The 15,787-nt window shown below is 41.6% G+C and carries 11 protein-coding genes; 2 read left to right on the forward strand and 9 right to left on the reverse strand.

The window, feature by feature from the left end; translation table 11 throughout:
- Positions 1–22: 22 nt before the first annotated feature.
- The 9 genes from gmd to HQN86_RS16735 all read right to left on the reverse strand — a co-directional run bounded on the left by gmd (position 23) and on the right by HQN86_RS16735 (position 12,773).
- A complete protein-coding gene (gene gmd, locus HQN86_RS16695; RefSeq protein WP_172662070.1) occupies positions 23–1,159 on the reverse strand; it encodes a GDP-mannose 4,6-dehydratase in 1,137 nt (378 codons plus the stop codon).
- Between the two features lie 182 nt (positions 1,160–1,341).
- Positions 1,342–2,034, reverse strand: coding sequence for a hypothetical protein (locus HQN86_RS16700; protein WP_172662071.1), 693 nt, complete (start codon positions 2,032–2,034; stop codon positions 1,342–1,344).
- A 6-nt stretch (positions 2,035–2,040) separates the two neighbouring features.
- Positions 2,041–2,868, reverse strand: a complete 828-nt coding sequence (locus HQN86_RS16705) for a 2OG-Fe(II) oxygenase (protein WP_216854437.1) — start codon at positions 2,866–2,868, stop codon at positions 2,041–2,043.
- A gap of 103 nt (positions 2,869–2,971) precedes the next feature.
- Positions 2,972–3,589 carry a hypothetical protein gene (locus HQN86_RS16710; protein WP_172662072.1) on the reverse strand — a complete coding sequence of 206 codons (618 nt, stop codon included), beginning with the start codon at positions 3,587–3,589 and terminating at the stop codon, positions 2,972–2,974.
- Positions 3,590–3,609: 20 nt separating this feature from the next.
- Entirely contained in the window at positions 3,610–3,957 is a 348-nt protein-coding gene (locus HQN86_RS16715) for a lipocalin family protein (RefSeq protein WP_172662073.1), read from the reverse strand.
- Between the two features lie 666 nt (positions 3,958–4,623).
- Complete coding sequence (locus HQN86_RS16720; protein ID WP_172662074.1) at positions 4,624–7,998, reverse strand: efflux RND transporter permease subunit; 3,375 nt, start codon at positions 7,996–7,998, stop codon at positions 4,624–4,626.
- A 29-nt stretch (positions 7,999–8,027) separates the two neighbouring features.
- The gene (locus HQN86_RS16725; RefSeq protein ID WP_172662075.1) at positions 8,028–9,128 is read right to left on the reverse strand and encodes an efflux RND transporter periplasmic adaptor subunit; all 1,101 of its coding nucleotides are present in this window, start codon (positions 9,126–9,128) and stop codon (positions 8,028–8,030) included.
- 17 nt (positions 9,129–9,145) lie between these two features.
- Positions 9,146–10,492 carry a TolC family protein gene (locus tag HQN86_RS16730; protein ID WP_172662076.1) on the reverse strand — a complete coding sequence of 449 codons (1,347 nt, stop codon included), beginning with the start codon at positions 10,490–10,492 and terminating at the stop codon, positions 9,146–9,148.
- Positions 10,493–10,505: 13 nt separating this feature from the next.
- Entirely contained in the window at positions 10,506–12,773 is a 2,268-nt protein-coding gene (locus tag HQN86_RS16735; protein WP_172662077.1) for an ATP-binding cassette domain-containing protein, read from the reverse strand.
- A gap of 193 nt (positions 12,774–12,966) precedes the next feature.
- Here HQN86_RS16735 and HQN86_RS16740 point away from each other — a divergent pair, with 193 nt between their 5' ends.
- Positions 12,967–13,914, forward strand: coding sequence for a helix-turn-helix transcriptional regulator (locus HQN86_RS16740; RefSeq protein WP_172662078.1), 948 nt, complete (start codon positions 12,967–12,969; stop codon positions 13,912–13,914).
- A 37-nt stretch (positions 13,915–13,951) separates the two neighbouring features.
- The gene (locus HQN86_RS16745) at positions 13,952–15,727 is read left to right on the forward strand and encodes an aminopeptidase P family protein (RefSeq protein ID WP_172662079.1); all 1,776 of its coding nucleotides are present in this window, start codon (positions 13,952–13,954) and stop codon (positions 15,725–15,727) included.
- Positions 15,728–15,787: the final 60 nt, after the last annotated feature.

A 15,787-nucleotide genomic window follows, 5' to 3' on the forward strand; every position in this document is an offset into this window, starting at 1 on the left:
AATTGATCGTGTATGAAATAGCTTATTCGAAATAATTTAATGTTTTAAAGCCGCCTTGCTTTAAGTACTCATCCTTTTTCATCAAATGCAGATCGGAATGAACCATGTCTTTTACTAATAGCGGAAGATCATACTTAGGTTTCCAATCCAGTTTGGTATTGGCTTTTGTTGGATCGCCCAATAAAAGATCAACTTCTGTTGGTCTGAAGTACTTTTCATCAACCTGTACCACAATGGTACCCGGTTTTAAATACTCGTCATTTAATCCTAGTTGAACAATTAAATCCTGATCAACATCAATAATTACACCCCTCTCGTATTGGTCTTTTCCGCTGAACTCGATTTCAATTCCCAACTCGGCAAAGCTCATTTTAACAAAATCTCTTACCGTAGTAGTAACGCCTGTAGCGATTACGTAATCTTCTGGCTTTTCCTGTTGCAGAATTAACCACATGGCTTCGATGTAGTCTTTTGCGTGACCCCAATCACGTTGTGCCGAGAGGTTGCCAAGGTAAAGGCAGCTCTGAAGGCCCAATGCTATTTTACATGCCGCACGAGTGATTTTACGGGTAACGAAGGTTTCGCCCCTAACCGGACTTTCGTGATTAAACAAAATGCCGTTGCAGGCAAACATATCATAGGCCTCTCTGTAGTTAACCGTAATCCAGTAAGCATACATTTTTGCTGCCGCATAGGGTGAGCGTGGATAGAAAGGGGTTGTTTCGCTTTGAGGGACAGCCTGAACCAATCCGTATAATTCGGACGTAGAAGCCTGATAAACTTTAGTTTTTTTGGTAAGACCCAAAATCCGAACAGCTTCTAATAACCTAAGTGTTCCGATTCCATCGGCATTTGCGGTATATTCTGGTGTTTCAAAACTCACCTTAACATGGCTCATTGCAGCCAGGTTATAAATCTCATCGGGTTGGGTTTCCTGAACGATACGAATTAAATTGGTTGAATCGGTTAAATCGCCATAGTGCAATTTGAAATTTACATTATTTTCGTGTTGATCCTGATAAAGGTGATCTATACGCTCTGTATTAAACGATGAAGATCTTCTTTTCAATCCATGTACAAAGTATCCCTTTTTTAACAAAAATTCAGCTAAATAGGCTCCATCCTGTCCCGTTACTCCCGTAATTAAGGCAATTTTCATCTGTGTGTTTACGCTTTAGGTGTTATGAAGTTTGCATGAGACTTGTTTAAGTTAGATTTGAGCGGTAAGCTCATGCAGTTTCATTTGATAAGTGTGTTCAATTTATTCACGCAAACATACGGAATTATTTGATTTGTTAACAATAGGTAAACTCCAAATAAAGGCATATATGAAGTAGAAAGCTATTTGTTGCTGCCTAAATGGATTTGAATCCCTACTGAAAAAGGATTCAAAAGAAATTCGGTTGTCCGGTCGTTATTGACTGTTCGGGTATTATTAATATCCTGCAAAATCGTTTTCTGCTTCTCGAAAGAGTACAGAAGATCCAGAGTGCCTTCGGCGAAAATAGAAATCTGAGGTATTGGGTTGATTTTAAACCCTACAACCGGGGATACCATAATTCCGTGCTTAGTGGATTCAATCTCCTGGCCTACGGCATCTGCACTCACGTCTCTCAATTGGTTTCTATTCTGTAAACTACCCTTAAACCTGTTATAACGATAGCCCAAATCAAATCCGACATAGGGTTGAATCCGTGAATAATTAAGGTTCTTTTCAAATCCTAATTTAAAGGAGTAGTCGAGCAGCTTGCCATCGGCTTCCTGACAGGTTTCACACTCATTGAAAAACTTTTTGGATTTATTATAATAGGTTCCGTTTAAACGATAGCTAAACTGGTTGTCGTTAAATTTAACCATCACTCCGTTAAAATAAGCATCTGTAAACTTATCAGAGCTGGTTTCATTAAATACTTTAGGCATCTCAACCATACTATATCCTCTGATGGCAATACTATAATTATAGTCGCCATTCATTTGTGAAAATGCAGTAACAGTAGTTAGCAAGAATAGGGCTAATAGTAAAGGTTTTTTCATATATACTTAATTTGATCGAATGACTTTCTTAGCCAGCCTGATTAATATTGGTGGTGTTAAATCATATAATACGCTGCGCAAGGTGATAGGTTCTTTGGTAACATCATTTTTCGTTCCGGATCGGTTTACAAACAGCGTTCCATGCGGTTTGTGGTTTACCTCGCTTTTTGGTCGGCCATTACTATAATAATATAATGCCAGAGATTTTCGACTCCTGTCTGGCGGGCATGCTAGCGCATTAGGATGGCCATGGTATGAAAAATCGGTGGTTGAAAATATAGCTACCCGATTAAAAATAGGCAGTACCTTTGTGCGCGCCTCCTTCATATCACGATCCCATAGTTCAAAATGTCCGCCGTAGCTTTCATCCCAGTCCTTATTAAGATAAACCAACAAGTTAATGCGACGATCCAGCAAAGCTAATTCATGCTTATTGAAATCAGCATGCACTTTTAGCAAACCACCTGATTTTATTTCATGATAGCCGCCGCCCAAAAAATAAGGATCCGGTAGTAAAGTTTCCTTAATCCCCGTAAGCTCCTGCAAAAATTCCAATATTGGCTGTGAATTTAAAAAATGAGCCAGCAAACGGGCTGATTCACTGAAGTGTTTCTCGCCTAAAGCTTCCAGCTTCTTTTCATTATGGTTATCATATTTCTTTACATCCTTTTGTTTAGACAAGTCAGGAAATTCATCAGCCACTTTACCTAAAAACTCCTCGTTAAAAAAATTGTCCAATACAATACTGGGGAAAGGATCAGCGCTTATGTATTTCTGATGCATATCTTTTCCCAGTTGCTTTATATCTGTTATAGATGGATGTAAAATATTCATGTATGTAATTTGATGTAAATATAGTGTTTCCGCTTTTATAAACGAAAGCAGCCCCGGTATGCCAGGACTGCTTTACGATTATTAACTGTTAAATCTCAGAGCGCTATATTCGTTTTGTTTTAACTTTAAAATGGAAAGTCCCCGTTACCAACCTCTTGCTACTTTCGTTAAGGGTTTCACCCATACTCATGCTGTAACGGCATTTTATTTGAAATTGAGCATAATTGCCTTTAACACCTATATACTTGATCTCTAAAACCTCGTTATAAGAATCGGAGCTGGAACCGGACAGACTTACTAATTTTGTGGTTGAGTTGGCAATTATTGGAAGTGTTTGTGAAAACTCAAAGGGCTTTTTATTGGCCCCAACTCTTGTGATCCCATACTTTTTAATATTGGAAGACCTTACCATAACCGAGCTATCACGGGGAAATGAAAAGTAAAATGTTTCATTTGTAGAGGCCGATGTTGCTGATACATATGATGTGGAATCGTTTAAGCTGATAGGATCCAGATCGAGATGAGTACAGTCGATCTTTCGTTCCCAATCAGGTGTTTTGAAGGCCATATGTAGTGTATTATCCACTGCATCTCCATTACCGATTACAGGACCCTTAACGGGACCCGGGTTCTCATTTGAGGGACCATCGCTGTTTTTTTCACAAGCCATAAAACTTGCTGATAATAAAATAAGTAGTATTAATTTGCTGAGTGTTTTCATGAGCGTTAGTTTTAGGAAAACTATTTCATTAGGTTAAGTTCGACGACTTCTTTATGTACGATCCCTTTCTGGGTTTCAATATGCTCTTCATATACAGAAAGCGTGGAATCGGTTAATTCCTTTATATGATAAATAGTGACATCATCACCATCGATATATTTTAAGACCAGGTTTTCTTTTGTGGCAGTATAAGTAAAAGCATCAACATCGCCCTCGCCGTCATATATACTTCCTTTTTCTCCTTCCTTAAATTCAAGATAAGCACCAGGGATCGCAAACATATCTGTTCTGAATACTTCAGCCCCATCAATATAGTCTATTTCGACCGCATTTGCGACAACCCACTTGCCTACAACTCGACTTCCCATGATAATCTAATTAAATCCAGGTATCTTAACTGAATCGAAAATTCAGAAGATTTACTCAAAGGAAAAGGAAAACGCTTAAGCAAGCAATACCCATAATTAGGTATTTTAAGTGGCTGCTATTTAGCCTCAGCTTTATCGCCTACCCACACATATCGATTTGTAGTACATTTTGGGCACCAGTAAATTCGTATAGGAAGAAATCCCAGCAAATGTTTTAACACAAATCCGCGTGGAACCTGATAATGAAAATCTGTATTGCACTTCCTACACTTATAATCCTGATAGCTCATGTATTAGAGAAATTAATTTAGCTTTTTAATAAAATCCCGCAAAGGTATGTAAAATCGATTATTAAAAATTACTTCACAAACTTATTACAAATAAAAAGGCAAAAAATCGGCCATTGTTAAATATGACCTCATTTCTGATCATTTAACGAAAAACAAGGTTAATACTGAGGCAACTTTTTCTCCTTTATTCCCCGTTTTAGGACAATAGGCATGGGGTTCACAGGACACTGGGTTAATAATCTTTCTTGGGAACTTAGAATGGAGAGAGGATAATCACGGGATTTCTCCTATCGTCAGAGATGACGGCGCCTTCTTTAGCAGGGGATGCAGGCAAAGAGCGACCGCCTTATGGCGGCCGCTTTAAGAAGAACGCATGTTACTTTTTAAACCATTGTTTTATTTTCTTAGAATTTCTATCGGCAACTAAATACATACATGGAACCAATACCAGGGTTAAGAAAGTGGCAAAACTCAAACCGAAGATAATGGTCCATGATAGTGGGCCCCAGAACGCTACGTTATCACCTCCAAAATAAAGGTGTGGGTTAAACTCAGTAAATAAAGTCACGAAGTCAAGGTTCAAACCTACTGCCAGCGGAATGAGGCCAAGCATAGTTGCGGTAGCGGTAAGTAATACCGGGGTCATCCGGGTACGGCCTGCTTCGATAACGGCCTCTCTTACTTCCATGCCCTGACTAACCATCAGGTCGGCAAATTCGACCAGCAGGATCCCATTCCGGACTACAATTCCCGCCAGGGCGACAATTCCCAGTCCCGTCATTACAATAGACAACTCCATTCCGAAGATGGTAACGCCCAGTAATACCCCAATAATGCTAAACAGGATCTCACTTAAAATAACAATCGGCTTACTAATGGAATTAAACTGCAGTACCAGGATAATGAGGATAATAAACAAAGCGCTGACTAAGGCTGTGCCTAAAAACGCAGCTGTTTCCATTTGCTCTTCCTGCTCACCGGCCATTTTTATTTCAATTCCAGCAGGTGCTTTAAATTCATTTATCTCCCGCTGAATATTTGCCACAACCTCGTTCGCATTGTATTCTGAAAGCACATTTGAGGAAAGAATTATGATTCTTTTTTGCTGCTTGCGTTTGATACCACCATAAGTATTGATATAATCTATATTTGCGAAAGATGATATAGGCACTTGCCTAATAACACCGTTCATTGCCATATCACGGTAGGTCACTTTCATGTTTCGTAAGGCTTCCAGGTTGTTCCTTTGATCTTCTCTTGCCCGAACATTGATCTCATAGTCTTCATTAATGTCCCTGTATTTAGAAACTTCCTTACCATAAAGTGCCGTACGCAATGCCATGCCAACCTGACCGGTTGAGATCCCTTCGCGATTGGCCCGTTCCCGATCGATATCAAAAATAATTTCGGGCTTGTTATTTTGAAAATCAGATTTAAGCTCTTCTACCCCGGCAATTTGCCTGCTATCCAGGTATTTTTTTAAGCGATCGGAAGTCACCGCAATGGAATCCAGGTCATCGCCCGTAATTTCTATACTGATTGGTTTGGCCGTTGGTGGCCCCCCTTGTTCCTGGGCTACCGAAATTTGTGCTCCAGGAATCCCTTTTACCGCTTCACGGATCTTGCCGAGGTAATTTACGGTGCGCTCTCCTGTTCTTTTGCCATAGGCCACAAAGGCTACTGTAACCTTCCCCTTGTTGGTATACTCGCCCTGGTCTTCGCCTTGCGGGTCGGTTACCCCTACAGTGACATTGGAGATTATTGAAGATACATCGGGATTCTTTTGGCCGACTACCTTTTCTACCCGCTGCTCAACCTTTTCGACTATTTTGTTGGTATACGCCTGATCTGTACCTACCGGCAATTCAATATAGACATACACAAAGTTCGGGTCGGCAGTAGGGAAAAACACTACCCTTGGCGGCACAATGTTTACCAGAATCATGGTAAAGAAAAACAAGCCCACTGTACTCCAGATCATGGTACGCGGACGTTTAAGTGCCCAGGTAAGTAAACTATGATATTTATTTATTGCTTTTGGCCACACTACCGTCTGGAATTTCTTGATCACCCCTGTTAAGAAGAAGTGGTTTAGCAGGTATAACAAGGCAAGCAATATGATAAAGTTACCGAATCCGATATTGATGAGGTAGCCCAATAAGGCCATGACTGCAAATACAACCATTGTCCGTTTTACTTTTCTGTCAAACCTTGGTTTCTGATCTTCATGATCATCATGCGGTTTCATAAAGTCGACTGCAAAAACCGGGTTAATAATGTATGCCACCACCAATGAGGCAGAAAGCGTTACAATAAGCGTAACCGGAAGGAAATACATGAACTCACCAATGATTCCGGGCCAGAATAGCAACGGGAAGAACGGTGCAAGGGTGGTTAAAGTTCCGGATAATACGGGCATAAAAACCTCGCCAGTGGCCGTTTTAGCAGCCTGCACAATAGGAACCCTTCCGTTATCAAAAATCCGGTGTGTATTCTCTACCACCACAATGGCATCATCCACCACAATACCCAGTCCGAGCAGGAAGGAGAACAGCACCATCATGTTCATGGTGAAATTAAAATCGAACACCCCCCCGAGAACGGGCATGGAGAGAAAGGCAATGAACATGGACAACGGGACGGACAGGGCAACAAACAGCGCATTTGTGACGCCCATAAAGAACATCAGGATCAGGGTAACTAAGATAAAACCGATGATGATGGTATTGATCAGGTCATGCAGGGTAATCCTGGTCTGATCAGATTGATCACCGGTAATGGTAATATCCAGTTTAGAAGGCAGTAAAGTGCCCTTCATTTCCTTTAGCATGGCATTGATCTTGTCAGACGCCTCAATTAGGTTTTCGCCGCTGCGCTTGCGTACATTTAGCGTAATTACATTTTTTCCGTATAAGCGTGCATAGCTGTTTTGCTCTTTAAATGAATCTTTTACTTCGGCAATATCCTTTAAGTAAACCGAGCCTCCTGCCTGTGACTTGACAATCATATTGCCTAATTCCTCGGCATTTACGAACTCCTTTTTCACATTTAAGGTACGCTGCATGCCATCCATTTTCACTGAACCTCCTGATATGGTCAGGTTTTCGGCCTTTACTGAATTTCCGATATCGTCAAATGAGATTTGCGCCGACTCCATTTTACGGAGATCTACATTGATCTGGATCTCTGGCTCAAGGGCACCCACAATATCTACCCCGGCGATTTCTTTCAGTCCCTCTACCCTATCTTCAATATCATCGGCATACTCTTTTAGTTTTTTCAGGTCATAATCTCCGGAAATGTTGATGTACATAATGGGGAGGTCTGAGAGGTTGATATCCATAATTACCGGATCATCGGGTAAATCTGAAGGCAGGTCAGTTTTTGCTTTATCAACGGCATCCTTAACCCGCTGTTTTGCATCTTTGATATCGACCCCGGTATTAAATTCTGCGGTAATAAATGAGAAATCCTGAAAGGAGTTGGAGGTGATCTTTTTTAACCCAAGCGTACCCCTTATTTCCTTTTCGAGCTGCTTTGTAATCAGGTTCTCCATATTTGCAGGTGAAGTTCCCGGATATATGGTTTGCACGAATATTTTAGGAATGACAACTTCCGGAAAATTCTCTTTTGGCAAACTGTTGTAGGAAAAATACCCCGCCAGAATCAGGATACATGTAAACACATATATCGCTGTGCGGTTATCTATAGCCCAACTGGATGGACCGAATTCTTTATTGACGTCTTTCATATGATCGTAAGATTATCATGAATCTTTATTTATAGTTTTACGGAATCGCCATCGTTCAGATCCTGGAATCCTGTGGTAATCACTTTATCGCCGGATTTTAATCCGGTTAAGACCTCTGCCTGGCTATTGGATATTTTTCCTGTTTTGATATCTGTTTTTTTGGCTTTGCCGTTTATAGCTATAAAAACATATTCACCAGCTTCGGACTTTTGGATGGCATTGACCGGTACCGTTAGTGCCTTATCATTTTTATAATCTATAATTTTAAGAATGGCCAGCATATTTGGACGGTACTTTTTACTGGAAGGCAGCTTAACCTCTACATTAAAGCCTCTTGATATCGGATCAATAACTTTGGCGGCAAATGAGATTTTAGTATGCAGGTTCTCTGGCACATCGGGCAAAGATACCTCAACCTCATCTCCCTGGTTTACCCTGGCGGCATAGTTTTCTGAAACAAGGGCTTTCACTTTTAGTCGGCTTGCATTAACCACCCGGATGCCTGTAGGTGTTCCCGGCGCGACGGATTGCCCTAACTTAAGCTCCATGGCATCAACAGTACCCGAAACAGGACTTTTGATCTTATTCATTGCGGCCTGAGATTGCAAGCCCGACAATTGTTTTTGGAGGCCCTCTTTCTTGCTTTTTTCGGTAAGGTATTGAACCTCGGTACCAATTTTTTGATCCCAAAGGTTTTTCTGACGGTTGAAAACGGTAGTGGCCAGATCCAGCTGTGTTTGTAATTGTGCGATATTTTGGCGTAGTACTTTATCATCAATCTGTGCGAGTACCTGACCGCGGCTCACGCTTTGTCCGACTTTAACATAAATTGCAGTTACTGAACCAGGGGATTCGGGAGTGACCTCCACATTGTCTTCCGCATCCACCTTGCCCTGAACCTCAACGAAGTTCCTGAATTCGGTTTCCTTAAGTTCAGTAGCAGTTACATCTTTAGTATCTGCCTGACTTTTATTCTGACCAAGTTCTTTCTCGATCTGTTCAATTTTTCCGTTAAGAGCGGTACGGTCTTTTTTGAGTTGTTCAAGCTCTGCTTTTTTGTCCTTAGGTTTTTCTGATGATCCGCAGGAAGCCAGAAAGAGAACTAATGCGATGCTATATATTGTTTTCATGAGTTTATGTTGCTTGATTAATAGTTAATTTTTCCTGTGGCTTTATCCAGATCCACTTTATTGATGAGCAGGTTATATAAAGCAGTGATGTAGTTGTTTTGCGCTTCCTTTTGAGAAGTCTCGGCAGTGGTAACTTCCAGACTGGAACCTATTCCCTGTTCATATTTGATTCGGGTAACCCTGAGGATTTCTTCGGCAAGCTTTAAATTCCTTTCCTGATTTTCCAATGAGCGCTGGCTATTGGCGTACAGCTTTTGAGTGGTGGAGATTTCATTCACGATTCCATTTTTGAGGTCCTGCATCTGATTTTCGGTTTGCTTTACCACAAGCTTGGCGTTACGCAACTGATAAATCCGCTGACCTCCGTTGATCAGGTTCCATGAAAGGGTAAGGCCAATTACCGATGTAGGGTAGTTTTGGTCGTACAGGTTTGAGAAGTTATCGGACTGAAAACTTTTGGTAGCACTTGCAAAACCTTTTAGCGTAGGCAGGAAAGTACTTTTGTACCTTTTCACATCAAGCAGGTTTAACTTTTTCTGCGTTTCTAAAAGGGAATACTCAATTCTTGCCTTGTAGGCAGAGGTATCGGCCACTGCAGTCGAAACGGGTTGCGCGCGCACGTCACTGATCTTGTCGACAGGCTCAAGTGCAGCCGTTACCGGCATGCCCATCTGAAACTTAAGCAGATCGATATTGATAGATAGTGAGCGGGTAGCATTTTCGCGTTCCGTTTCGAGGTTATTCTTTAACACCAACAGCCGGTCGGCATCAATTTTTTCTGCAAAACCGTTTTTAAACATCGCCTCGGTATCATTAAAGGATTTGGTGAGCTGTACCAAATTGGCATCGATAAGGGTTAACTGTTCCTTATTGACCAATACCGAATAGTAGGCTTTTGTAACGGCAACCACGGTTTCAATTTTAGTTCTTGTGCTGGTTCTGACAGACAGCTCCTTATAGGTTTTTGAAGCCTGCAGGCCTACAATATAAGTTCCATCGAAAAGGAGCTGATTCAGCTCTATTCCTGCCGAAGAATTATACTTTACACCGAACTTAACCGGAATTTGTGTGCCGGGCTGACCAAAGAACTCGCCCGGAAGCAAGCTTGTTGGCACTTTAAGGTAATCCTGAAAGTTAAAAGTAGTGGAGACCTGCGGCAAGCCGGTACCCACCGTTTTTTTAACATCATTTTTAGCTATTTCTTCATCAATCTGTGCGTTTAGCACGGCCGATTGGTGGTTTAGCGCATAATCTATGGCCTCTTTTAGGCTGAACTTATAATTCAGGGAATCAGTTACCTGAGCCTGAACCATTCCGCCGGCAAAAAAGAGGAGTAGTATTATGAGATAGATTTTGGTTTTCATAGGTATTTATCGCTTATAGGATTAATTGCTTTTCTTTATTGAGGTAATGCCCGGTTAATGAGCCGGGGTATTCCATTAATTCGGCAGGGGTTCCTGTAAAAATAACCTCTCCTCCTTTTCTGCCACCTTCCGGCCCCATATCAATGATCCAGTCGGCATTTTTGATCACGTCCAGATTATGTTCAATTACGATTACGGAATTCCCGATATCAACCAGGTGATTCATGATTTGCAGCAAATGTTCTACATCGGACATGTGTAATCCGGTGGTTGGCTCATCCAGTACATAAATGCTTCCTCTTTTGTGCAGGTTACTGGCTAGTTTAATGCGCTGGCACTCGCCACCGGATAGTGTACTAAGTGGCTGCCCGAGGGTTAAATAATCGAGCCCTACATCCAGTATGGCTTCTATTTTGCGTTTCAGTTCCTTCTTATCAAAAAAATCTACCGCTTCCTGTACAGTCATGGCCAGCACCTCGCTAATCGATTTGCCATTTAATCTATAGGCCAGTACTTCTTCTTTAAAGCGCTTGCCATTGCATATTTCGCATTCGGTTTTTACCGGCTCCAGAAAAGCAAGGTCTGTATAGATAAACCCCAGGCCCTGACAATTGGGGCAGGCTCCTTTTGAGTTGAAACTAAACAGGGAAGCGCTTACTCCATTTTGCTGGGCAAAGAGCCTGCGGATCTCGTCCATAATGCCCGTATAAGTAGCAGGATTAGATCGAATTGAGGTACTCACAGCAGTCTGATCAATAATGATTGCTTCGGGATATTGCTTTATAAACTCATGGTTAATGAGTGAGCTTTTACCAGATCCGGCTACCCCGGTTACCACCGTAAAAACCCCCGTTGGGATGGCTACAGTTAAATTTTTAAGGTTATGCAGTTTTGCGTTATGAACGGTAAGGGCTCCTTTGGCACTGCGATAGGAGGATTTTGCATAGTGCTGCCGGTTCATGCAGTTACCCGTTAAGGTGTCTGATTTCAACAACCCCTCTACTGTTCCATGGTACACGATTTCGCCTCCATGGGTTCCTGCATGAGGGCCGACATCTACCACATGGTCGGCAATCCGGATCACTTCAGGGTCATGCTCTACCACAAGAATGGTATTGCCTTTATCGCGAAGCTGCAATAAGAGCTCATTTAAACGGTGCACATCATGCTGATGCAGTCCTACACTCGGCTCATCGAAAATATAGATCATATCGGTAAGGCTGCTGCCAAGGTGCCTCACCATTTTAATGCGCTGAGATTCTCCGCCTGAAAGGCTGGCTGTCTCGCGGTCAAGGCTCAGGTACTCCAGACCGATATCTATTAAATGTTGTAAACGCATTATTAATGCGGAAGTCATGGTTTCAGCTATGGGATCATCTATTTTGGCAATGATCTTAATGAGCTCATCGACCTCAAGATTGGTGAGCTGAGCGATGTTATATCCGTTTATTCTGCAGCTTAATGCGGCCTGACTTAACCGTGTTCCTTTACATAAGGGGCAAGGTGCAAAAAGGATAAACCGTTCAAGGGTGCTCCGCATGGATTCGGACAGGATACTGGTATCGCGCTTGATGTACATGCGGTTAAACTTATCGACCAGTCCTTCAAAATTGACATTGAGTGGCACATTGTCTTTTTTAACCTGAAATTTCTTGCTTTTCCCATGTAGCAGGGTTTGCCACTCCTCCTGGGTATAATCTTGAAGCTTCTTATCGTTATCAAAAAATCCGGAATAGGCATAAGTGTTAAAATACCAGCTGCCTACCGAGAACATAGGGAATAGGATTGCGCCCTCGTTAAGTGATTTAGATTTATCGAGCAATTTATCCAGGTTCAGTTTTACCGTTTCTCCTAGGCCATTGCATTCGGGGCACATTCCGGCAGGATCGTTAAAGGAAAACGCGTTGGAATAGCCGATAAAAGGCTTGCCCACTCGTGAAAACAGGAGACGCAGTATGGAATAAATATCTGTTATGGTACCTACTGTAGATCTGGAATTACCTCCTAAACGTTTCTGATCGATCACAATTGCGGTAGAAAGGTTACTTATGGCGTCGGCATCAGGCTGGCTATGTTTTGGTAAGCGGTTTCGTATAAAAGTGGAGAAGGTTTCGTTGAGCTGTCTTTGGGCCTCCGCCCCGATGGTATCAAAAACAATAGAGGACTTGCCCGAGCCTGATACTCCGGTAAATACCGTAATTTTTCTTTTTGGAATCCGCAGCGAAATATTTTTGAGGTTATTCTCGCGGGCACCTTTGATCTCTATAAATTCTTGCTTCATCGGGATTTCGAATTATAGGTAAACGGGTTAATTATTTGGTTTATCAAAATTGCTCTGAAATGCGTTTACCTACCCCTTCTGGAAGGAGAATAAACCATGCGAAAAGGAATAATTTCCTGACTCCTTCTTTTAAAAAGTAAAATTTGACTAAATTCGTTCTAGTGAAGCGCCTTTAACATCATCTCCTAACCCTATGAACGACAATGAATTAAAAGCACCCCTTCTTTCAGATCTCTCAGAAACCTGCGAGTTGCACTATACTGACGAATTAGGTGCATCGGGCTATATGAACATCAGTGAAATAAAAATTGATGGCGCAGATATTTTTGCCGCGAGCTGCAAACAGAAGCATGAAATTACCATGCGCGAACAAACGGAAACGCCTACCCTAAACATGTATTTTTCGTTACAAGGGCAAAGTGCGGCATGGGAGGCGCAAAGCAAAGACAGGTATGTGCTGAATGACAATGAGCATGTGATTTCATTTATGCCAAGTTTTGATGGGTATTATGCATTGAGCAGTCCGGAGATCAAGAGCTTTGGTATTTCGCTGTATGAGCCTTTCTTTCGCAGGCTGTTTGCAACCGATATGGATTGTTTAAAGCGGTTCTGGGACAAGGTGGATGCCGGGAAAATGGCGGAAATCTCGAAACATGCCCTGCCGGTAACCTCTAAACAGCAACTGCTGATTAATGAAATGCAGCAATGTGTTTATTCAGGACATATGAAACAGCTGTTTTTTGAATCTAAAATTATTGAGCTTTTTCTGCTCCAGGCCGAACAGGCTGACAGTTTAGATGGGCAGAAACCCATTAAAATAGAACGCCATAATGTAGATAAGCTGCATGCTGCAAAACAGTTTGTACAGCAAAGGATGTTTGATCCATTAACCTTAAACGGAATTGCACGTGAGGCGGGACTAAATGAGTTTATGCTTAAGAAAGGCTTTAAAGAGCTGTTCGGATTAACTGTATTCGGGTATTTAAATGAACTGAAAATGAATTACGCCCGGCAGATGCTGTTAGATTCGAACTGTACCGTATATGAAGCTGCTTATACCATAGGGTATAATGAACCTTATAACTTCTCTAAAGCTTTTAAAAAGCATTTTGGATATTCACCCGGTGAGTTAAAAAGATAATTCCATAGATTTGTCGGATAACATAAAAAAGCTAGATATGACTTATCCGGAAAAACTGAGCGCGATACGTAAACAAATGCAAGCCGACAACGTACAGGCTTATATTATTCCATCTGCAGACCCACACATTAGCGAATATCTGCCAGACCATTATAAATGCATTCCTTTTACTTCCGGTTTTACCGGATCGGCGGGCACATTGGTAATAACAGCAGATTTTGCTGGTTTATGGGCCGACTTCCGTTATTTTGAGCAGGCTGCTGAACAATTGGAAAACAGCGGTTTCGAACTGGTGAAACAAAAAGTTCAACATGCTCCTGAATACATTCAATGGCTTATTGAAAAGCTGGATAATGGTGCTGTAGTTGCCAGCAATGAGAAATTGCTATCGCTGCTTTTAGGAGACCTGTTTACACAACAGTTTTCGGTTAAGAACATCAGTTTGGCCAATAAAGATTATTTAAGCGCTATTTGGGAAAACAGACCTGAGCTGCCAATTCAAAGCGCATTTTTGATAGCGGAAAAACATATCGGACAATCGGTAAGCAGTAAGCTTGCGGAAGTTCGTTCGGCACTAAGTAAACAAGGTGCGGCTTATCATTTAATCTCGTCGTTAGATGATATGGCCTGGTTGTTTAATATCCGCGGCAACGATGTGAGCTACAACCCTGTGGTTTTAAGTTTTGCATTAATTAACCAGGATCATGCTAAAATATTCATCAACCCTGATAAATTAACTGCTGATGATAAGGCACAGTTGTTAAAAGAAGGTGTAGAGGTATTTGATTACGAAGAAATAGAGGATGCGTTAAAAAGGATTCCGGAGAACAGCTCCATATTTATTGATCCGAAACGGAACTGTTTTGCCTATGCTAAGTTGATTCCTAAAACGGTTAGAGTTATAAAAGACACCAACCCCTCTACCCAGCTTAAAGCCATTAAAAACGAAACAGAACTGGCCAATACGCGTAATGCAATGGTTAAAGATGGTGTTGCGATTACCCGTTTCCTGAAATGGCTTTCTGAAAACATTGGAAAGACTTTAATTACTGAACTTTCTGCAGCTGCTGAATTGCGTAAGTTCAGAGCAGCCCAGGAAGGATTTGTTGGGGATAGTTTTAATACGATTAGTGCTTATAAAGCACATGGAGCCCTGCCTCATTATGGAGCATCTGAGCAGAGCAATTCGGAAGTAAAGGCCGAAGGGTTGTTCCTGGTAGATTCTGGTGGCCAGTATTTTTATGGGACAACGGATATTACCCGTACCATCCCAATGGGAAACAATACGGAAGAAGAACAAAGGGATTATACGCTGGTATTAAAAGGAATGATTGACGGATGTAAATCGCGCTTTCCAAAAGGTACTTGTGGCTATCAGATTGATGCAATAACGCGCAAACCATTATGGGATTATGCGCTTAACTATGGGCATGGAACCGGACATGGTGTTGGTTATTTTTTAAATGTACATGAAGGCCCCCAGGTATTTAACCCAACCGCGACGCCCGTTGCCATCGAACTGGGAATGATCACTTCTGTTGAGCCTGGAATTTACCGTCCGGGGAAACATGGTATCAGGATTGAAAACCTGGTAAACACCATTAAGGATGTAAGTAATGAGTTTAATGAATTTTATGCTTTTGAGTGTTTAACTATTGCGCCGATAAGCACTAAGATTGTTAAAAAGGACTTACTGGAACAAAATCAGATTGACTGGCTTAATGGTTATAATGCGTTGGTTTTTGAGAAACTTAGTCCGTTTTTGAATGAAGATGAGGTGGCCTGGCTGAAGGAAGAAACAAGGGAAATTTAGTATTCTCAGCTAAATTTCAGGAAAAAATATTGGAGAGGAGAGGTAAAAAAAGAGAATGTG

Origin of the sequence: Pedobacter panaciterrae (assembly GCF_013204795.1) — a bacterium.
Lineage (GTDB): Bacteria > Bacteroidota > Bacteroidia > Sphingobacteriales > Sphingobacteriaceae > Pedobacter > Pedobacter panaciterrae.